We start from the raw sequence: 21,568 nt of genomic DNA on the forward strand, positions 1-21,568 counted from the left end.
GACAATCTGGTCCCGCAGCAAAGTACATTCATCTCGAAGCGCGATGTGGCCCAACTATTTTGGTGGACTGTCAGCGTTCCAGGTGTCTCGCCAATACAGCCATTTGCCGCCGACCTTTTTCGATACCGACAACAACTTGCCGGTCTCGACAACCTTGCCTGCCTTATCCTTGACTGTATAGGAGCCCGAAGACCAACCCAGATTGCCGTTTGCGCCACCATCCTGTTTGTCGCTGAAGCTGAACACAAGGCCGGCTTTGGCTGCGTCTGACGCCATGTTCGCCAGGGAGGTGCGAATGGCGTCGCGGCCTATGACAGCCGGCGCATTGGGTGGCATCAGAACTGCGTGTTCGTCGTACAACTTCGCCATCACATCGCCATCGGCGGCGGTGAAGCCTTTCAGCCACGCCTGATCGGCGGCATGGAGTGCCTTCACTTCCGCGTCTGGTCCGGCGGCCCACGTCGGTAAGACGTCGGCGGAGAACATCATAAGGAACGCTATGACATATGCGGCCCGGACTGCTGTGCGCATGGTTGTCCCTCCACGTTGATGTCGATACGTTCAGGGTATCACTTCGGGCGCCCGAGGTAAGGCGGTTCCAGCGGAGTGCTCCCTACCTCCCTACCGGCGCTGAGAAGCTCTAGGCGCTGCTGAGAGAGAGAATTTCCGCAAGCTGACGACGCCACGCGAGGAGTCGCAGGTCGAGTGCCTAATCGGCGATAGATTGGTGATTTGCTCACGTACAAACATCGTCGTCCGGCAAGATCGGCCTTGGGTCATTCGCGTCGATCGGGTTCTCTGACGGCCGAAGGGCTTGTGCCTTGGCCGGCTAAGCAACTGGTTAAGACCTCGCGCCTCGAGGCTGGTATGGGTCAAAGCAGCAGTTAAAGCAGCCGCCGTATGAGGGTCTCCGGCAGACAGCCGAGATGGCAGCCGCTGCAGCGGTGTTTGGATCGGCCGACGCAGTCCAGTTAAGCAACGAGCCGTTCAATTCGGCTGATCGATCAGATGAAGGAATGATGCGGCGTTGGGACAGCGTGGTTGTCGATTCACATCGCTTGCGCGAATAGAAGTTTGAGCATTGAATCAGCGCGGATAACCACAACTGCAAGTGGTTTCTCGGGTATGCCTGCCGCTCTCGCAGGATCAAGCGATGCAGAGAGTCGCCTGGGTTTCGGGCGCGTGATGGCTTCATGCGTAGCTGAACCGGAGAGCTACGCCTAGTCGCTCCTGCCAATTGATTGGGAGTAGCCACACGCGCCTCATGCGCGCCTAGCACGGTCGACGGCCAACAAACGGGAGGAGAACAATGAGCAGCTGGCTTAGTGAGCGAGAACAGCGTCTGGTCGCGGGCGCGGAGGCAGCATCGGCGGCAACGCCTATCCCGACCCAGATTGTCTCCAATGGCGAATATCTCCCGCCCCCGCAGAGCGATACGCAAAAGAAAGTCGAGGCACGGATCAACGAGCTCGCTGAGGTCAACGGCAGACACCTCGGCTTAAGCCGCAGGCAGTTCTTGCACACGAGCTGCGGCATGGCGGCAGCGTTCCTCGCCATGAACGACATCTACGGCAATGTTTTCCAGGTCGCGCCCGCTGAAGCCCGCGAGCCCGAGCCGATGCTGGCCCGCGCGGAGAGCCTTGCAGGCCAATTCATCTTCGATGTCCAGACTCATTTCGTGCGGGACGACTTCGACCACAAGGAGCTGTTGGGGCTGGCGGACTTTGCGAGCCAGCACTGGAATCCGAAGATGAAGGAGGAAGGCGTCTCTTCGCTTGCCCGCTACAAATTCCAAAACTATGTGAAAGAGATCTACTACGACAGCGACACCAACATGGCGCTCCTGAGTGGCGCGCCCTTCGACGACCCGAGTTGGTGGCTGCTGTCCAATGAGCAGATCGTCAAGGCGCGAGAACTGATCAACGACTTCGCCGGTTCGCGCCGCCTGCTGGCGCATAGCGTCATCACCCCCAAGCAACCCGGCTGGATGGACGAGGTGGACAAGGCAATCGAGGTCTACAAACCGGATTCCTGGAAGTCCTACACGATTGGCGATCCGCTGGCGCCCTCGAAGTTCCCATGGCGGCTCGACGATGAGCAGGTGATGTATCCGTTCTACGAGAAAGCAGTGAAGGCCGGCATCAACACGCTGTGCATCCACAAGGGGCTGCTGCCGCCCGATTACGAGAAGTCGTTCGCCGGCGTCTGGCAATATGCAACGGCGTGGGACATCGGAAAGGCCGCGAAGGATTGGCCGCAGATGAACTTCGTGATCTATCACTCGGCGCTGCGGCCGTTCCTCGAGCTACCCGATCATGCGTGGGCGGAGTTCGAGCAGACCGGCCGTATCCAGTGGGCCACCGATCTCGCGGAAATCCCGCAGAAGCTCGGCGTCGCCAACGTCTATGCCGAGCTCGGCACGTCCTTTGCCAACTCGGCGGTGGCGCATCCCAAGTTCTGCGCCGCGCTGATCGGCACGCTGATCAAGGGAATGGGTGTTGACCACGTCATGTGGGGCACCGACTCGGTCTGGTACGGCTCACCGCAGTGGCAGATCGAGGCGCTGCGCCGGCTCGAAATCCCCGAGGATATGCAGAAGAAGTACGGCTTTGCGGCGCTTGGCGACGCGAACAGCGCTACCAAGCAGCTGATCTTCGCGGGCAACGCAACCAGGTTCTACAAGATCAAGCTGAAGGCGGCCGAGAACACCAGGATGCCGGCTTTTTCCGAGGACCGCCTCGCGGCGCTCAAGAAAGAGTACACACAAGCTTCGAAGCAACCGTCCAACCTGCGCTACGGCTACGTTCGCGCCGCCTAGGAACGATGCCAACAGCGTGGACGAGCTCGGCCGGCAATGGACGCGCGGCTGCCGCAAATCCGACTTCGGCTCAGGGTCGATCGCGCCGTTTCGCCCTCGACAACAAGCTTTCGGTAGGCTCCCATAAGCGGGCATGTAGCTGTACCGCATCAACGGAAGCGATGGGCCAGATTCGGAAGTCGCAGTTTGGGCGGCGAAATCCCGTTCGCTCCGGAATGGCCTGCTAGGGTATTTGATAAAGATGTACCCCGTAGCCTTCAAATTGGTCTTCGAAAGAACCTTGCGCGAGGGATACGCTACGCCCCTCGCCGATGACCCGAGCACTGGTCTGATGAACGTTATTGACCGTGATCCGCGCTGTGGACGGAGAGTTCTGCATCGCGACGGCAAAGATATACGTGTTGTCTTTGTACACCTTCACCATGGTTGCGATCGGGACCTGCGAGCTTACGGATATAGCCCCGGATACGCTTGGGCTCTTCAACGCTGGCGAGAGAGACAAGATCAATCGGTTCGTTTTCGTGACCTCCTCCACGATATCGGGGTAACGGAAGATGGCGTCCTCCCGGAAGGTTGGTTTAAACTCATGCACGAAATAAAAAATTCCTGTCGCGCCATGAACCAATGCCATCCAGATCTCCGCCCGAACTTCCGCCGCAGTCGGTCGACGAGTTGGATCTAGTGCCGTTGTCTCGAGCGCCATCCATACGCTTTGCCCATCGGTAGCCCTCTTCGCGAGATTGGTGACGCCACGCGCAACATATTCCAGCCTTCCCTTAACTTGGGGCGTAGTGGATCCCACTGGATAGATGTCGTACGACAAGAGATCTGCACCTTGGATCGCAATATCGTAGTATCCCTGATCACCGTTGCAGGGACCACGACCGCGCCAGAATTCGTTGGCCACACCCTGCCCGAAATTGATCATGATCGGTCGCGTTGGATCCCGGGCTTTCATCTCTCGCGTACGCCGAGCGACTTCAATTGCTGGAATGCATGTTCCATACACTCCTGGCCCGATTGGTTGGGCATTGTCCGGTTCGTCTTCTTGCATCCACGCTTTTATAACGTGCCGGTTGACCGATTTCAGCGCAACGTCGTTTTGGCCGGCAATGGCGAACATATGCTGCCGCGCCAATGCGGCGAGTTGCTCTTCAGTGGGTCCTTCGTACAATCCCACAAAGGTATTGATCCCGATTGCCTTGTAAGAGGCAGCGCGAGTCGGCGATTGCAACCAAACGCCAATCGGGAAGAAGTTGGCATCGGTGGGAAATCCATTTACCTGCAACTCGCCACCCGATACGGGAGCTCCCACGAAGAGCAAGACTGCGACAACTATCCTGAAACCGAACGGCATGGCGCGACCTCAGCTAAGTTGTTGACACCAATGAAGCGATCCCACGTCATCGCGTCGACTACTGGACCATCAAATGGAGCCTAGCATATTCAACCTAAGCCACCCGTACAGATGATGAAGGCAGAACCGCTCTGGACGAGGCGCGGCGGCCTAAGGTCGGCTTCGGGTCAGACTGAGAAAAGCTCGATGCGAGCAATTCGCGTCCGCTAGACCCAGCGAAGCAGACCTGAAGAGTGCAAGCCGCAAGCTTCGCCTATGGCCGGAACCGACATTCGGATCGGTAGACCGGAGCCGTCTACGGCGCGTCTTCTTGGCTGTGCCCGCAGGGTACAAACGCGACCACACCATCGCGCCGTGTGAGTTCGAATAAGTCACACCGTCAGCTTCGCAGCCGCAGGCTCAGCATCGGCTAGCTCGTTCGCCGCCAGCATCACCGGCTCGAGCAATATCTGTCTGATCACCGCAACCCCGTTAAGCGCGGCTCGCTGCGAATGAAAGCGCCACGTCATTAGGCGCAGGTTGCACAAGATTTAGACTGGCTTCCCTCAAGGCCTTCGCTCTTGGACGCCCAGCAAGCTGCACCTGCGCCGAGCAGGGCACGAGGAGCCTATGTCCTCGATTCTAATTTTGCTGGCCGCGCTTTCAGAAATGCGCTTGAATAAATTCGTACAGCGGATGTTTGACGGTCTTTTGATGACGAACAGCTTTGATGAGGTGCCATACGATGCGGCGGTGCTGGGCGCTGGCATCAGCGGCTTGGTCGCCACATCGATCTTGCTCCGCGACGGCGCCCGCAACGTCATTGTCATCGACGAGTACGCCCAGAGCGGTGGAAATCACATTGATTGCAAGATCGGTGACTACACGTTCGACGTCGGCAGTTACATTTTTCAGGATGATTCCCCGTTACTGTCACACTTTCCCGAGTTGTTGCCGCTCTACATTGAGATCCACCCGTCTTGGGGGCGTCTCACGCCGCAAGGCGCAGTAAGCCACTATCCGCTATCGATCGCGGATGATCTGGTTTCAGCTGGTCCAATGGAGTGGCTTCGGATGGCGGGCTCGATCGTTTTTGCCCGAACGTTCCGCCGCAAGATCCGGAGCGCTAAGGACTTTGCAACGTTCTGGATCGGAAAGCGGTTACTGGAGCGCACAGGACTCGGCTTCTATTTGAGCCGGTTCTACGGATTTCCGGCCGACCAAGTCGACGTCAAGTTTGCCGAGAAGAGAATGCTTTGGATCAAAGAGCATGCGACGCTACGAAATCACGTTGCTCGCGCGTTGCGTCGCGCCCCTGACGCGCCCACCAATCGACAACTTGTTCGACCGCGGGAGGGCTTCGCATTTCTTTATCAGAAGGCAGTGGAGCGGCTTGAAGGTCGAGGCGCAAGCTTCGTTCTGGGGGCCAAGATAACTGGTGTTGAAAGGCAGAATGGTGGCTTTTCGATTGTGCTGGGAAACGAGCGCGCGATTGCCGGCCGGCGGCTGGTCTCGACCGTTCCCCTCGCGCGCATCCAGGATTTGTGCGGATTGCAAACCCATCGCGAACTTAAAACTGTCACGTTGCTGACGCTGTTCTACAGCTTTTCCGGTAAACGGGGTTTTACGCAATCAATCCTATATAATTTTTCAAGAGAAGGTGCTTGGAAGCGCCTCACAATGCACTCCGATTTTTATGGCAAGTGCCACGGCCGAGAATTCTTCTCGGTTGAAATCAATGCTGAGCATGTGGCGCACGATAGGGACAAGGCAGATTGCGACTTTAGAACCCATACCTGCGACAACAGTTTGTTTCTTGGCGACCTTCGGCTTGAGGGGGCGCATGCGCTTGGAAATGCCTATCCCATCTACAGCGATCAGGCCGACGAGCGCGCCGGAAGGGCGGTGGCCGCACTGCGCCAGCTAGGAATCGAATCCATTGGACGCCAAGGTAGATTTGACTATCAACCTACCGCGCGTGACTCCACGTTGAAAGCAGAAGCCGCGCTTCGTTCGGATTAGATCACGAGAGCCAGATCAGATGCGAGCGCATAGCAGGTTTGGTGAATTGCTTTCACGACCGAGGCAGAAGCGGTTGGAGTCGCGGAGAGCGGAAGATAAAGTCGGCTCCTAGATTAGAGCAGCAAATGTGGGTCGCACCGGGGGCTCCGAGAGCCGGCCGAGTGGGGTGTCGCGGGCTCATGGGCCATCTTTCTAACCGCGCCGATGAGGCCTCGTAAGCGACCACAGTTCCTGCAAAAGACCGGTGTGTCATCGAGGGCTCCGTCGTTACACTCGAACGTGACGGCCAGCGTCGCGCAGTTCGAGCAAACGGCTTCGAAATCCGTAGCGTCGGTCGAGCTCGCGCTCATCATCATCCCTCATTGATACAATCGATGGCTTAAGCGTTGGCCTGTTCGTGGTGCTTTGAATCCTGTGCAATCGAGCGATTATCAATTCCAATCAGAGGACCTTCTGTCTCGCAGAGGGCTTCAGGTCTACGTCAATATGCCGAATCCTCAAACAGAGCCGGGAGGGTCGCCAGCATTATCTTTGTGTCGAGCATGATGGACCAATTGCGCGCGTAGAATGCATCGCATGCGACGCGCCGGCGGTAAGTGGTTGTGCTGCGACCGCTCACTTGCCAGAGGCCCGTGATGCCAGGACGGCAGGCGAGGTAGGCGTCGACCTTGGAAGCGTACCGCGCCAGTTCGTCTTCGGTGACCGGCCGAGGACCGACGATGCTCATGTCACCTCGAATGACATTGAACAATTGGGGCAATTCGTCGAGGCTTGATCGACGCAGCACCCCGCCCAACAGCGTGACGCGAGGGTCTGTTCGTAGCTTGCGAGCGGCCTTCCACTCGGCAGCGGCCGCAGGATCCGACTCCAACAACCGCTGCAGCCGCTCCGCTGCGTCAGGCGCCATGGTGCGGAACTTGAGACATTCGAAGGTCTGACCATTAAAGCCAACCCGCTTGTGACGAAACAGCACCGGTCCTGGCGAGAACACAATCAAGGCCGAGCAACAGAGCAACAGCAAAGGAGAAAACAGCAGAATGCCAAAAGCTGCCAATACAAGGTCAATCGATCTCTTTACGAGTGTACCCACGGGACGCGGTGCCACGTGGGCGGGAGAACGTGTCTTTGCAGAAATAAAAGGCAACTCGCCGCGTGTATCGACCACATTGGCCATTGCGGGAACTCCATAAAACAACACCTAAAAAGCCTTCGAACTCGTCCCCTCTTTTTCTTTCGGTCTCATCGCCCGAATACGAGCACATTAAATTCTGACGCGGTGCAAAATTAATACAAGTTTAAAGTTTCGGCAGGGCCAGCGGATTTTTTCAGCGTAGTATCATTGAGCTCGTGATGGCTTTGCGATTTGAATTCGGCGGCAGCAGCGCCGCTACCTTCCTTCAGTTTTGATAATAGGAGTAGCGCCGATCGGAATAACCCTCAAAGCGACGCATAAACGCTTCGTCGGTTTTGTTGAGGACGGCGCCAAGCAATCGTTCCGAAACAAGCGGCGATGACTGGATTGCCTTGAGGACCTCGTTGGTGGACGTGCCCCATTCAACCACCATCACAAACGCGTCAAACAGGCTTGCGACCGCTCTGACGTCAGCGATGGGCAAGATCGGCGGCAAATCGCAAATGATGTAGTCGTAGTCCTCGCGAGCTCGCTCCAGTCCCAGCCTGATCGATGGCGCACAAAGCACATCCGAGCTGTTTGAGGGCGGTGCCCCAGATGGCGAGGGGACGACATCGAAGTTGAAATTGAGGTCGTTGATGATCACGTCCTTGAGACGCAACCGATCGACCACCATCCGCTGCAGCCCCAACCGGCGCTCGTAGCCAAGCATTTTGGACAAGGCCGGTTTACGTAGATCCGAGTCAATCAGGAGCGTGCGGGCCCCGGTTCTCGCAAGAAATGCGGCAAGCGCCGCCGTGGTGGTTGTCTTCCCTTCACCGGGAAGAGCCGACGTAATGCCGATCACCTTCGGCTTCGCCGGATGCAGGTCGATGGCGACCTTGATGTAACGCAATGCCTCGGCCGTAGCCGAAAAAGGAGCGGCTTGGTTGATCTGGTGGAAGGCACTCGCGTGACCGCCGCGCAATCGCGTCCTCAACTTTGAAACAGCTGGGAACGCAGCCAGGCACGGCGTGCTCAACAGCTTCTCGAGCTGGTCACGTGTGTGGACCCTCCGGTACATGAATTGCTCTCGGGCTATTGCTGCGAGAGTGCCCAGGCCGAGCCCGCACATCGCTGCGAAAGCCAAGGTGATTGCGAGCTTGGGAGAGCTTGGCTTTGCAGGTGCCGAGGCTTCCGTCACCACGCGGGCCTCGGTCGACGGAAACGACTGCTGCTGCACCGACTGGGTGAATCGAGACAGGAAGGCCTCGTAGATGCCGCGGTAGGTGTTTGCGCCCGTTTCCAGCTCACGCAGGTGAACCTGAGCTTGCCGCGTCGCCCCGGATTGCTGGAAGATCTCGATCATTCGCGTATCGATCGCCTCCTCCTGCGACTTCGCAATCTGGAGTTCGCTCTTATAGCTCTCCGCGATACGGGAGATTTCATCCCACATCGACCGTTGCAGCGCGGCCATTTCCGATCGCAGATTCCTGGCGGCCTCATGCTCGGCACCATAGCGCGCGCTCCATTCGGCCTGCTTGTTTTGGTTCTCCAGGTATTTCTGACGGAGCTTGGTAATGACCGGACTGTTAAGCGCATCGGTGACAACCGGGTCCGGGATCGTGAAGTTTTCCTTCTCAGGTCGTTGTTCGAGGATGCGTTGTATACGCTCGAGCTTGGCGCGAGCTTGGCTGGTGTCGGCGCGTGCTTTGGCCAGTGCGACGCCGAGCTGATCGAGCTCAACCTCGCTCGCCAGTTTGCCTTCGACGCCAATGATGATGCCGTTTTCGGCCTTGAAGTCCTGCACGGCTTTGTAGGCATTGCTGGCCTGCTGACGGAGTTCGCTGATCCGCTGTTCCAGCCAAGCGCTGGCGCGTCTTGTAGCCTCGTACTTTGCCTGCAGCCGGTATTCGATGTAGGCATCGGCGAAGGCATTGGCGATCCGTGCAGCCTTGTCCGGGTCAAGCGAGGTATAGGCGATCTGCTCGACGTAGCTGCGGCCCAAACGGGTGACGCGCAGATTGTCCTTCAGGGCCCCAAGCGCGCGTCGCTCCAGTTCTGCAGACGAAGGCCTTTCTTCGGACGAAGTCGTTAGCCGCAACGATCGGGCCAAGCGGCTTGTGATTGCATCGCTCGAGGCGACGAACTCTGGATCATCCGTGAGATGCAATTTGTTGATGACCGCTTTTCCGACCTTTTCTGACCTGGTGGTCTCGATCTCACTCTCCACAACGGCGTCGTCTACGCCTTGATGTTCCTGGGAATTCTCACTTCGTGGGGAGGTAATTCCCTTGGTATCAATGAACATGTCAGCCTGCGCCGTGAACTTGCGAGGCGCCGTCCCGACGTAGAACGAGCCAAGCGCCAACGAGGCGGCCGTCATGAAGGCGATAAGACGCCATTCGCGACGTAAGAAGTCGCGTAACAGAAGCAGAGATCTTGCCTGATCAGGGGCGGCTTCTGTCGCCGTTGCATAGGGCCGAAATTCGCCGGCGATGTTCATTCCACGCCCTCAACTCAATTCGTTTTAAGAACGCACCCAGTCCAAAAGGAGCAGCTCGCATCTGCTCGCGTAAACAAGAATTGGCATTTAAACAAAAAGGAGTATTGCCCATTAAATTGATGTTACAGAGCACAAATGCCGTGCAGGCTGTGCTCAAGAACCGGTCAATTGAGGGTTGAGCCCATGCTGATCGTTTCCATGCGTTGCTGCCTCGATCTGGCGCGTTGGGCTAAAAGGAGATCGATGTGTGATCGCATTTTGCGGATGAATGGCTCGCGGCCAAACTGCTGGGCATGAGCGACAATAGCCTCGGGCTCAAAGGTCATCCGCTCGAATCTGGCAATGCTATTGCTGATGGCATCAACTGTCTGCTCGTCGAAGAAGAGACCGGTCACGTCGTTTGCGACCGTCTCGGTAGCGCCGCCCCGCCCGAAAGCGAGCACCGGACGTCCGCTCGCCATAGCCTCAACCGGCACCATGCCGAAGTCTTCTTCTCCCGGGAAGATGAGCGCGCGACAGCGCGCGTAATGGTGCTTGAGTGCCTCAAACGGCTGCGGTCCGAGCACGGAGACGGTCGGACCGGCGAGGCGGCGAATCTCGGACAGCATCTCGCCACCGCCGATGACCACCAGCTTCAGTTTCAATTCGTTAAACGCGCGTACCGCAAGGTCGGGTCGCTTGTAGGATACGAGTTCGCCGGCCATCAGATAGTAGTCGCCGAGCTCGGAGGACGGGCACGGCGAGAATGCTGCAGTATCCACTGGAGGATGAATTACGTTGGCTGCGAGACCGTAGTAGCGACGGATGCGGTCGGCGACGGTCGCGGAATTGGCAACGAAGCTATCGACCCGCGCGGCAGAAGCGACATCCCACAGCCTCAGATAGTGCGCGAGCGAGGGCATGGCCAACCGCGCGAGCGAGCCTGCGCCTGCTCGGTAATCGTGAAACATATTCCAGATGTAGCGCATGGGCGTGTGGCAATAGCAGACGTGGAGGGCGTGAGGAGGAGCAATGATGCCTTTTGCCGGTCCGGATTCGCTGCTGAGGATCAGATCATAGTCGCGTAAATCAAGCTGCTCCAGCGCGAGCGGCATGAGCGGGAGATAAGTCTTGTACATGCGTGGAGCGCGCGGTAGCCGATTGATAAAGGTCGAAACAACGCGGTGTTTTCGAATAGTTTCGGAGACCATTTCTGGAACATAGACATGCGTGTAGATGTCTGCCTCGGGATACATCTCGCAAAGAGCTTCGAGGACTTTCTCGCCCCCGCGCATTCCCACAAGCCAATAGTGAATGATCGCGACTTTCATGCAGTCAATCTTTCGCAAATGGATCGAAATGATGTGCTGTGATTGCGCAGTGGGATTGAGCCGACATCTACGCTTCAGCGTGGCAGGACCTCAGGGGCAGGCGGGCAACCTTCGGCCGGACCAGGGCCGCGCCCGTATACGTGGACATAGTCGATCAACAGCGTGGAAGGACTGGGTGTCTGATCGATCGGCCAACCACCGCCGAGGGCAAGGTTCACAAGAGGGTAGAGCGGGCCGTCGAGTTCAGGCGGAGTTGGTTGGCTCCAGACCGGGGTTCTGTCGAAGAAGAACACGACGGCTTGCGGCGAGATATCGACGCCGAAGGTGTGGAAGTCTTGCACGAGCGCATCGTTCGGCACCGTGACCTTCTGCGCCTCGCCCCGGGTCTTCTGCGGTTGCTTGTACCAGATGTGCGTGGCGGCCTGATAAGCGGATGTGAACTGCCCATAATACTCGATGACATCGAGTTCGACGTTTCCTTCCGTCACCGTGGCGGGCTTCAGAGCAGCAAGCCAGAATGCGGGCCACGTTCCCGGACCGGGCGGCATCTTCATGCGCGCCTCGAAATAGCCGTACCGGGTTCCGGTCCCGGCGCCGGAAGCATCGGCTGCCGCCAGAAGACCCGACGTCCACTTGCCGTTCCGATCCTTTGACGCGGTGATAGTGAGAACTCCGTCTTCCACCTTGAATGGCCCCCTTGGTCCCGGATTGGCAAACGCCGCGTCGCCGAAATCCCCCGACCATGGGGTGTGTGCGGTCCAGCGGGCCGCGCCCAGGCGGGTCGCTGAGACACTGAGCTCGTCGAAGTCTTCAAGCAGGACCGGATGAAGTTCACAGGATGCAGGCTGCTCGGCCGCGAACGCAGAACCGAATGAAATCCCGACAGTTAGCGCGACCGTCGTGGCCGCCCAGGTCAGGTGTTTTGTTGCATGCCCCTTCTCGGTCATTCCGCTCTCCTTGATCCTGCATCGTGCACTTCGACCGTCACACTGCCCCTGCGCGGCTGCTGACCCGAACACCAAAGCCATATAGCGCGCCGACATAGACACTGGCACCGAACAGAGAGATCACTCCCAGTTCAAAAAAGGCAGCCAGATGGATTTCGGGCAGCTTGTATCGCAGGCCCATCACCAGCAGGGTCATCACCGCACATGCGGCGGCGATCGGCCACAGATTGGCCGCCTCAGACGCGACGCTTGTTCCGACCAGTTGCCGGGCGCCTATCAAGGAGAGGACGAACATGATGAACGAAACCGCGGCTCGTGCCGCGACCACGCCTGCAAGCGAATAGAAGTAGAAGCCAAAACACATCAGAACGATCTTGGCGCACAGCTCGACCAGGGTGAGGCGAAACACCAGATGGGTTCGATTGGTGGCCAGCGCCAACGAATGCAGGGGCTGATAGAACGCGCTGAGGACGGTCGACAATGCGAGCCACCGCAAGTAGAGTCCAGCCTCGCCCCACTGCGGCCCCAGCAGGACCTCGGCGATCAAGTCCGCGGTCAACGACATTCCGATGCAAGCCGGCGCGGCAAGTGACATCGTGAGCCGGGACGCCTTCGAATAGGCATGACGGAGCCGGTCCTGGTTCTGGTTGATCTGCGACAGTGCGGCCATGAGAGGCTGCATCGCCGGGCCGATCAGGCTCTGGGTTGGCATCACCGATAGATCGCTGGCGATGGTGTATTGACCCAATGTGGCCTTGCTCGAGGAATAGCCGAGTAGGATTCGATCAAACTGCCAGCTCAGGGCGATGATGATCTGAGCGCCGCTCAGCCAACCGAGAAAAGCCGAGAACTCCCGAAACTTCGATAGCGAGAGGTTTGGTCTGTAAGGGGCCAACAGATACGACATCGATGTGGCTGCCAAGGACGCTGCGATGCCGCTGGCGACAATGGCCCAGTACCCAGCGCCAAGTCTGACTGCTGTCGCTGCAATGATCGCCGCGGCAAGTTTGCCAAAGATCTCCGCAACAAAGACTGGCCTGAAAGCCAGGCTGCGGGTGTGTTCGACCATTCCAGGGCTATACAGGCTGCGAGCCAAGGGTCCGATGGCGCTTACGATGATCAAGCTGGCCAGGCGGGAATCCTGGTAAATCTGAGCAAAGGGCCACGCCACCAGCAAAAGCACCAATGTCAAGGCGATGCCTCTCAGCGCGCTCAAGGTGAAGGCAGTGTCCAAGTGCGACTTCGTTACGCTTGGCAAGCGCGTCAGAGCCTGCAGCGTTGGGACCTCGAGCACCATGTCCGCGATGATCGTTACGGTAGCGGCGAGGGCGGTGAGGCCGAAATCAGCGGGCGTCAGGATGCGTGCGAGGACCAAAAGCGTGACGAAATCGATAGCCCGGGCTGTTAGCCTGGACGACACAGTCCAAGCGGCGCCCAAGAGGGTTTTGCGGGCAAGCACGGCTCAATGCCTGCACGTTGAGACGAGGCGCTGCCTGGTCGTCGATGCGGAAAGAGTGCCGGCTCGCGCGGCTTCATGAGGCAGTGGCGTCATCGCGAGTGCCTGTGCTTGGAGTTACTGGTCGCGGGCGCGAGCTCTTGTCGCTCGGTATGAGGGTCGCTGCGCGCTCGGGCTCAAGACGGCCTCTCAGAACGTCGGCGAAACCGAGCGCGTTTCCGCGAAGGCGGCCCCGCCGATCGATGAAAGGTTCAGGTCTGGCGGCGCGCGCCAGGTTGATGGCGACGTTCCGAAAGATCTGCATTGTTGCCTGCCGAGGCGTCATCGTGCCTTTGCGCAGCAGGTAGATTGGATTGACGACTTGGGAATAGCCCAGTCGGTCTCCGGCAACACGGCCCGCCTTCTGTCCCATATGCACGCCGCGGGCGCGGGGAGATTTGATCAGCCGGCCGCCTCGCTTTGCAAGCGCCGCGCCAAAATCCCGGTCTTCCTGCCATCCATAGAGCACGAGCCGCTCATCAAAGGTTATGTTGCCGATCGCAGACATGCGGAAAGCCATGTTGCAGCCGTACGGGCTGAATGGTTCGATGCGCGGTGCTTCGGGCGACAGCGTGCCTTCCGTCAAGATGCGCAGCGCTTCATCAAAACTCAATCCCGGTCCAAGGATGCCATCAGCATAGAGATACCCAGTGAAGCCGACGACCTCTGGTTCGTCTCGAAACGTTTGCGCGGCCGCGGCCAACCAATCGGGATCCGCCAGAAAATCATCGTCGAAGAACACGATCACGTCGGTCTCATTCCTGAGCGCGGCCAACGCGGTATTCCGCTGAGCCGGCAAGCCGCCGGGGCCGGTGACAAGCCGAACGCCGGGCAGCTTGGCGGCATCGCCGGCATCCTCACGGTTGACGCAAGAAACGATGACGGCGTCCGGCTTGAGGGTCTGGGTCTGCAGCAAGTGAGTCAGGGTAGCCGTCACAGTTTGAGGTCTTCCTCGTGTCGCGATTGCCACCGCCACTCTAGGCATGGGTCCGACGGTGGTCTCACGCCTTCTCAGAGCCGATGCAGGCTCTTGCATCAGCTCGACATAGCCAGCCGCGGTGCGCGCCCAAGAAAACATCCTGATACGCTCACGGCCACGTCCGATCAGTTCATCGCGCTGATCGCCGGATATCGAGAGTTGCCGAATGCACTGAACCCATCGCCGTGGATCGTCGGGGGGAGCGAGCAAAGCGGCATCGCCGCACACTTCGCTCATGCTGGCGCGATCCGAGGCAACGACAGGACAACCACGCGCCATGGCTTCGACGATCGGAAGCCCGAAACCTTCTGTCAACGATGGAAAGATCAAGCACAAGGCGCGATCCATGAGATAGGCGAGATCGTCATCGGTGACGCGGCCGAGTAGGGTCAGGCCGCGTGCGTCCGTTAGACGTTCAGGCGAAAATATGTCCGCGCCGCCACCGGCGACGATCACGCCGATGTTCATTGCGGCGAGCTCCGGCGCGATTGTGCTAACCAGCTGCAGGTTCTTATGCGGAGCGCGCGATCCGAGCGCCAGCACGAACCGGCCCTCGGCCGCAAGCTGGCAATCCTTGCGCGCGAGGCTGGGGTCCCAGGTCAAGGCATGCTCATGTCCATTCGGAAGCACGGCAATGTCCGCGGCGCGTAGCGGCAGGTGCCGGGCAAGTTGTCGGGCCGAATAGGCTGAAACGGTGGTGATCCTTGCGCGCTTGGCCAACAGCGGTTGCAGGGCGCGATAGGTCGCGCGAAATGCTCGTCGATAGCTCTCCGGTGCATCGAACACGTTGGCGTCGTGAATGCACACGACCTGATCCGGTTTGACGGCCGGCGCCGTGTTGCCGAGATTGAGCAACCGTCCGGGCCACCGCCCGGGAAGAACCAATTGCTCCCAGAGGTGTCCGTCGAGAGGCCCCGCCGTAATGAGTGGCATGGCCTGAAGCCGAGGATCGGGGGCGGCCTTGGGGGCAATGATCGGAACGATTGCGCCGGACCCGATGAGTACTTGATTCAGTGCCGCCGTGACGCCCTGGGCGTAGCGCTGCACGCCACTTGTGGGCTGAGTCAGATAGCGGCCATTGACGGCAAAACTGCTGCTGGATGCATTCATGCTTTGGCTCCCGATGGTTCGGACGGCGTGAGCAGCACTCCTTCGAGGTGATCGCGCGGTGAGGCGCAAGCCAGCGCGGCGAGGGCATAAAACAGCAGACCTTGCTCCACGGTCGGAGCCGCCAATGTGTCGCCGATGATGAGAGCCAAACATGCATTGCGCGCGGCTAGGCGAGCGTCGGTCTCAAAAGCACGCGGACCATTCAATGGTGCGAACAGGGCTGTTGCGGCAAAAAGCAGATAGAAGGCAGTTCCCGGAATACCAACGTTGGCAAGGAGTGCGATCGGAAAACTCGATGTGCGGATGGTTCCGAGCCCAACGCCAAAACCAAAGGAGTCAAAGAAGTTCTGTAGGGCAGCCGCATTCCAAGAGCTGCGCTCGACAGCCGAGGTCGTAGAGGATTTGTTGAGTATCAACGTATCGACATAGGCATGCACCGTTTCGCTAGCTCGCTCATCGAGGAGCACGCCCAAGATCAGGATGATCAAGAGGATCGGCGTGCATAGCACAGCGGCGGAACTGAGCGGACGGTTCGGCTGAAAGCCCGATCGCCGCAGAAGTCCGGCGTAAAGGATCAAGCCGACCAGTGGAGCCCCAGCAAATCCAGTCGAGGAGGTTGACAGAATGACGAGCGCCAGCGATGCCAGCGCCATCGGGCCGGTGAGCATCGGGATCCTGCCGCTCAGAAACAGGGTGCCGGTGAACGCGAACGCGCCGAGAGTGGCGCGCGCAAAGGCGGAAGCTTCGGGAAATGAACCGACGATCCGCTTTACACCGTTGACCTGATCATCGGAGTGCATTGTGTACTGGGCGTTCCGCATGAAATCGAGAAGACTTTGGGTGCCCGTCGCATACGTTCCGACGTCCAGCATGGCGAGCAGGACGTTTCCGGCGCAATAGCCGAGTACCGCGGCGACAACGGCGCGAAAGCCGACATGAGTCGTTGCGATCGCGGCCGTGATCCCGAAGCAGGCGAGATCGGCTGCCATGTAGACAGACTGAGTAAAATTGCTGGACACTGGCCCAAGCGGGACGGTCGAGCCGGTGTCGGCGTATTCCGACGCGCCAAGAGGAACGATCTGCGTTGCGCCAGCCAGTAAACGTGGCATCAGGACAGCAGAGCCAACGCCAAAGATCACCATGCATAACAGCCAAAATCCAGGCTGGCCGAAGCTCATGGCTCGCATCGCAGCGGCAGCCTCGTGCCGCCGAGCGAGCACTGCCGCCACGGCGAAGCTTAAGAACAGGTGTGCCGGTTGGATGTTTGCACCGCCGACGAGAATGGCGGCGGCCGCGCCAAACAGGGCAGTGCCCATCAGTACGCCGAAAGTAGCGCGATAACCGAGCGGCAGGCAAAGCAACCCGAGGAGGACGGTCAAAATCCCGATCGGTTCTACCGACATGGCGCACCGGTGCGGGTTGGCTCGAGTGCGCCGCCTCGCGTCCTAACCGGAGTCGCGGAGCCAGCGCGGCGGACCGGAAACGACACATGAAGTGCTGCTGGATTCGGCATCGGCTGTTTCAATGCTGGCGAGCCATCATGCCCCTGACAGAATGTATGGAATCGAGCATTGGCAACAGAGCGTGCTTAAGAATGGGAAATTGCCGAGCTATTGCGCCCTCACGCCAGAGTTCAAAGCGCAGCGATGCCAGCCTGTTCAACACCGGCTGGGGTTGCTCGGCGCGCAAGGCCTGCAGCACATCGGACCTGCCAAAATCGACGGATCGGCCCGGCACTTCGAGACATCGCAATTCGCCGGCGGTAGGCCGCGTAATGGCCCGCTTGAGCCGAACCCAGGCGGGATCGGCATCGCGCAGTGCCGCCGCCCCGCCATCGATCGGAAGGCTATCCACGTAACTGAGCGCGCCGGACAGCAGTTCGTTTCCGAGGCTAGCGTCGCTGATCCCAAACCGGATATCGCCGCAATTGGCCGCGACATCCTCTCCCTCGTCGACAAAAGAAGTGACCGAGGGGACCCTGGGCTCGAACAAGCTCTCAATCAAATGCCAGTACCGCAGGACAGAGGAGCGGACGTCGAGCGGACTATAGCGATTGCGCTGAACCACGAGGCCGAACACCTGCTTGAAATGTTCTTCGCTGTGTCCCTTATAGTTTGATCGGGCAAACTGAATGGTTTCAATTTGTAGCGCCGGAAAGGCACTGGCCAATAGCCGCTGTGTGCTTCCATAGAGACCGGTATCGCACAACAGAATTCGGCGCGCATCGCCCCGGAGCTTGGCAAAGTGCCGCTCGAATAGCGCGTTCTGCCGGCAGACGTCAGACAAAACTGCCTTCGCGCGATCATCGAACAACATGGCGTAGAATACGTCTGCACGAAATGGCTGCTTCCACTCCTCTGGCAGCTCGTAGCGTCCTCCACCAAAGGCACAAGCCACATCAAGAAACGAGCGGCCTCGAAACTCACGGGCAATCTCTTCGAGCGCAGAAGCGCTGCGAACCAGCACCGCAGCCCGCGCCGCCACGAGGCGCGAGACCATGAAGTTCTGCCGCGGCATGCCGAGCGGCAGCGAAAGTCGAGCGGCGACTCGTTCGAAAACGTCCCTTATTCCAACACCGCCCCGGGCGCAAAACAGCAAGGTCGCCTTGTCGCATGCGTCCACTTCGGCGGCGTATAGCCAAATCAGCAAACAAAACTGAGTGACGATGGGCCCAAGGACAAGACGTCCAAACGCGTACGCATTTTCGGGTGTCTCCGCTGCCGAGCACTTGCCGCGCTTTGGTCGCGACAATGCAGCCCGAGCGGCAACCAAACCGCCATTCGCCTTGCGCAAATAGCTGAACCAGACGGGCCGGGGTGTATGAATGACAGTTAGTCCAAATGCCGAGGCTTGACGAACGTCGGCGTGCGGATCATCGCCGACGTGCAGAATTCGGCCTAAGGGCACCCCTTCTGCTTCGGCGACCCGGGCAAACAGCGCACCGTCACGCTTGGTGCATCCCTGATCGGCGCTGCTGTAGATCTGGTCAACAACATCGCGCCCATGAAAATGCCAGATCAGTTTATCGAGATCTGCAGACGACAGCATGGTGTCGCTGACGGCGACAATGCGGTAGCCCGCCGCTCGGCGTGCGCGGAGAAGCCCGGCCAAGTTCCGGTTTGCAGCGAGAGAGGTCTTCTCGACCTCGAGCTCAATTGCCAATCGCGCAGCGCTCAAGAAAGCCGGAAGACCCAGCAAGCGAAGTTGCCGATCAATCACGTCGGCCAGTCGGACCTCACCGGATCCGCGCACGGCGAGCGATCGGAAGGCAACTCGCTCCGCTTCCTGTCTGGTTCTCGACAGCAGAGCAGGTTCGATTTGCCAGCCGCGCTCCCAAAGAAAGCTGCTGAACAAATGCTCACCTTGCACAATCCGTGAGCGAGCGGAGCGTACGGTTCGCAGCAGAAGCGTATCAAAGACGTCGACGGATATCAGATCGATTCCATCGGCGGCTCTGACGCGCTCGGCTAGCCTATGTGACTTCATAAATTACCGAACTCCAAACGCACCGAAATGACGCAATACGCATAACGGTCGCAAATTGATTTATGCTAGGCGAGCTCCGCAATTAGATGTTGCTCAGATCAATAAATTGCTTGTAGCATTTTGCGTGCCAACTCTGAGAGGCGTTCATATTTAAGAATTATATGGATTGGCTGCCAGCCGAATTCTCACGATCTCAGCTGACAATTCCAGCGAGGGGTATCTAGAGAATAATGATGCGATCGCTTACTAAGCATGGGATTTCCGCGCTTGCTTCTGTTGCCTCCAGGGCTGCACAAAGCGCGTCGTTGCGCAGGATGATATTCAATGGCATCCGGTTGCGGCGCCCTGAAGTGGAATGTTTTGGTCGAATGGACGAGATCCGCTTCCTGGCCTACTGCTTTCTAAATCGCGACCGATCGCGATCGCAAATATTTCAAGACCTGTGGGTCAGTTACGAGCTCGGAGAGAAGCAGGGCGGGTTCTTTGTCGAGTTTGGCGCAACCAACGGCGTTACGAATAGCAACACCTGGTTGTTGGAAAAGGAATACGGCTGGCAAGGAATTTTAGCTGAGCCGAATCCATTCTGGCACGACGCGCTCGCGCAGAACCGGGCTTCGCGCAAGGATCGTCGGTGCATCAGCTCGAGCTCAGGCAAGAAGGTGCGCTTCTTGGTAACGAACGAAGTGGATCCGGAGCTCAGCGGGGTGGCCGAATTCGCCTCGGGTGATCACTTTGCAGCTGTGCGTTCTGCCGGACGAGAGATCGAGGTCGAGACGGTTTCGCTTAACCAACTGCTGGCGGACTGCAATGCTCCTCGCAGGATTGACTACATGTCGATCGACACCGAGGGGAGCGAGTACGACATCCTAAAGAGCTTCGATTTCTCCCGGTACAGCATCGATTTACTCAGCGTGGAGCAGAACCGGAAAACGGAAGCGGCGATTCAGACGCTTCTGACGGCGCGCGGATACGAGCGCGTCTTTGAGGAGTTCTCGCAATGGGACGGCTGGTATGTGCATTCGGAGCGCATGATCTCTCGTCGTGGCACGAATCTTGACAGGTGCTTTGGCGCAAGCCCCGTCCAGAACGTGGCGTTGGTCGAGAAAGCGAATGGCTGACCAGACACGGGATGAGCTTTGAATGAAAGAGTTTTCAGCACGAGCAAGAATGCCACACGCATGTCATCGTTAGAGCCCGCGGCTGAAGCAAAGTGCATCAATGTCGCAATGTTGCTCAGCTGCAGTTCCTTCGAAGGATTTTTTGGGTGGGTACAGGGTCAGACGCGCGCCAGTTATCTCGAGCGCTATCGAAACGACTGGGCGTGGTACTATGCTCGCGGTTTGAGCCGAAACGGGATTAGGCCGTTGCTCTACATCCCCTCACTGCGGGAGTCGGGAAAGTTCGCCACAGATGTTGGGATCGACGTTCGATTTCTGCCACTCGAGAGTTGGTACCAGCTGATCGAACAGGTGTGGGTCAAGCGCCTGTCGCGCCGTTCGCGCTGGTCGTTATATGCTGAGGAACGGTTGAACACGATTGCCTTTATGCAGCCGCTTCGGAAGGCGCTGGCTGCGGACAAAATTGATCTGCTGTACGTGCAGGAATATTGGAGCGGCAGGTTCGATCACCTCGCGGGTCGAATTGATCTGCCAATCGTCGGTGCAGATCATGGTGGCCTATCGGATCGTGTCGTGAAGCTGTTCAAACGCGATAGCTTTCGCAAGGCGGCGTTGCTCTATGGTCAAACCGAGCAGGAGTGTCGCATCGTCAGTCGATATGGCGGTCGATCCCGTCTCCAGCCGAACGGCTGCGACGTATCGGAGTTCTTTCCGGATGCGGCCGCGAGCCGTTCCAAGACGATCCTGACGATCACGCGTTTGACCAACAGGCAGAAACGCACGACCGACCTAATTCGCGCACTCGCCAAACTTCCAGAGGAGTGGACGCTGGATATTGTCGGCACGGGGCCCGACAAGGACCTGATGCAGGGGCTCGTGGCCAAACTCGGCTTGTCGCACCGGGTGCGATTTCATGGATTTGTCGATCGATCCAAGGTGCGCGCGTTGCTGTGCCGGTGCGGCGTATACGTGATGCCCTCGGCGAACGAGGCGGTGGCACTTGCTGTACTGGAGGCAATGGCTTGCGGTGCGGCGGTGGTTCTGAGCCGCATACGGGCGTTTGAGCAATTGGTCACGCACGGAGTTAATGGCGTGCTGTTTCCCGTCGGTGACGTAAGAGATCTATCCGCCGCCATTCTGGATGCCTGGCGCAATCGTCAATCACTTGGCCGAGCAGCAAGCGAAACCGTCCACGAAAGCTACAATGCGGAGAAGCTGTACGCGGAGCTTGCAGATAGTCTGCGAAGATCCGCTCATCACACTGTCGCCACCGCGGCGGAATCAAGCTTGAACTTGGAGGCTTTGTCTTAGCGGTATAGGGCGGGAAAAT

At 58.6% G+C, this 21,568-nt stretch carries 14 protein-coding genes; 4 read left to right on the forward strand and 10 right to left on the reverse strand.

Annotation, left to right across the window (positions count from 1 at the left end):
- Positions 1-54 precede the first annotated feature (54 nt).
- Positions 55-531 (reverse strand): YybH family protein, encoded by a 477-nt coding sequence (locus EAV90_RS31050; protein ID WP_129145620.1) that lies wholly within the window; start codon positions 529-531, stop codon positions 55-57.
- Between the two features lie 778 nt (positions 532-1,309).
- On the opposite strand from EAV90_RS31050, the gene EAV90_RS31055 reads away from it, so the two are divergent.
- Positions 1,310-2,818 carry an amidohydrolase family protein gene (locus EAV90_RS31055; RefSeq protein WP_129145621.1) on the forward strand — a complete coding sequence of 503 codons (1,509 nt, stop codon included), beginning with the start codon at positions 1,310-1,312 and terminating at the stop codon, positions 2,816-2,818.
- Between the two features lie 223 nt (positions 2,819-3,041).
- Here EAV90_RS31055 and EAV90_RS31060 read toward each other — a convergent pair whose 3' ends face one another.
- Positions 3,042-4,175, reverse strand: a complete 1,134-nt coding sequence (locus EAV90_RS31060; RefSeq protein ID WP_129145622.1) for an alpha-amylase family protein — start codon at positions 4,173-4,175, stop codon at positions 3,042-3,044.
- Between the two features lie 609 nt (positions 4,176-4,784).
- On the opposite strand from EAV90_RS31060, the gene EAV90_RS31065 reads away from it, so the two are divergent.
- The gene (locus EAV90_RS31065; protein ID WP_245509662.1) at positions 4,785-6,176 is read left to right on the forward strand and encodes an FAD-dependent oxidoreductase; all 1,392 of its coding nucleotides are present in this window, start codon (positions 4,785-4,787) and stop codon (positions 6,174-6,176) included.
- 481 nt (positions 6,177-6,657) lie between these two features.
- Here the strand turns inward: EAV90_RS31065 and EAV90_RS31070 are convergent, their stop codons facing one another.
- From EAV90_RS31070 to EAV90_RS31105, 8 genes are all read right to left on the reverse strand, one after another.
- Positions 6,658-7,350: a sugar transferase gene (locus tag EAV90_RS31070; RefSeq protein WP_129145623.1), complete on the reverse strand. Its 693-nt coding sequence runs from the start codon at positions 7,348-7,350 to the stop codon at positions 6,658-6,660.
- A 223-nt stretch (positions 7,351-7,573) separates the two neighbouring features.
- On the reverse strand, positions 7,574-9,793 hold the full coding sequence (locus EAV90_RS31075) for a polysaccharide biosynthesis tyrosine autokinase (protein ID WP_129145624.1): 2,220 nt from the start codon (positions 9,791-9,793) through the stop codon (positions 7,574-7,576).
- Between the two features lie 164 nt (positions 9,794-9,957).
- Entirely contained in the window at positions 9,958-11,103 is a 1,146-nt protein-coding gene (locus EAV90_RS31080) for a glycosyltransferase (RefSeq protein ID WP_129145625.1), read from the reverse strand.
- A gap of 74 nt (positions 11,104-11,177) precedes the next feature.
- Positions 11,178-12,050, reverse strand: coding sequence for a glycoside hydrolase family 16 protein (locus tag EAV90_RS31085; protein WP_129145626.1), 873 nt, complete (start codon positions 12,048-12,050; stop codon positions 11,178-11,180).
- Between the two features lie 37 nt (positions 12,051-12,087).
- Positions 12,088-13,509, reverse strand: coding sequence for a lipopolysaccharide biosynthesis protein (locus tag EAV90_RS31090; RefSeq protein WP_129145627.1), 1,422 nt, complete (start codon positions 13,507-13,509; stop codon positions 12,088-12,090).
- Positions 13,510-13,582: 73 nt separating this feature from the next.
- Positions 13,583-15,634: a glycosyltransferase gene (locus tag EAV90_RS31095; protein WP_129145628.1), complete on the reverse strand. Its 2,052-nt coding sequence runs from the start codon at positions 15,632-15,634 to the stop codon at positions 13,583-13,585.
- On the reverse strand, positions 15,631-17,037 hold the full coding sequence (locus EAV90_RS31100; protein WP_129145629.1) for a hypothetical protein: 1,407 nt from the start codon (positions 17,035-17,037) through the stop codon (positions 15,631-15,633). The genes EAV90_RS31095 and EAV90_RS31100 overlap by 4 nt, the downstream gene beginning before the upstream one ends.
- A gap of 118 nt (positions 17,038-17,155) precedes the next feature.
- Entirely contained in the window at positions 17,156-19,120 is a 1,965-nt protein-coding gene (locus EAV90_RS31105) for an HAD family hydrolase (protein WP_129145630.1), read from the reverse strand.
- Positions 19,121-19,488: 368 nt separating this feature from the next.
- Here EAV90_RS31105 and EAV90_RS31110 point away from each other — a divergent pair, with 368 nt between their 5' ends.
- Positions 19,489-20,238 (forward strand): FkbM family methyltransferase, encoded by a 750-nt coding sequence (locus tag EAV90_RS31110; protein WP_245509663.1) that lies wholly within the window; start codon positions 19,489-19,491, stop codon positions 20,236-20,238.
- 108 nt (positions 20,239-20,346) lie between these two features.
- Positions 20,347-21,549, forward strand: a complete 1,203-nt coding sequence (locus EAV90_RS31115; RefSeq protein ID WP_283810520.1) for a glycosyltransferase family 4 protein — start codon at positions 20,347-20,349, stop codon at positions 21,547-21,549.
- The last annotated feature ends 19 nt before the right edge of the window (positions 21,550-21,568 follow it).

The organism is Bradyrhizobium vignae (assembly GCF_004114425.1).
In the GTDB taxonomy this organism is placed as follows: Bacteria; Pseudomonadota; Alphaproteobacteria; order Rhizobiales; family Xanthobacteraceae; genus Bradyrhizobium; species Bradyrhizobium vignae.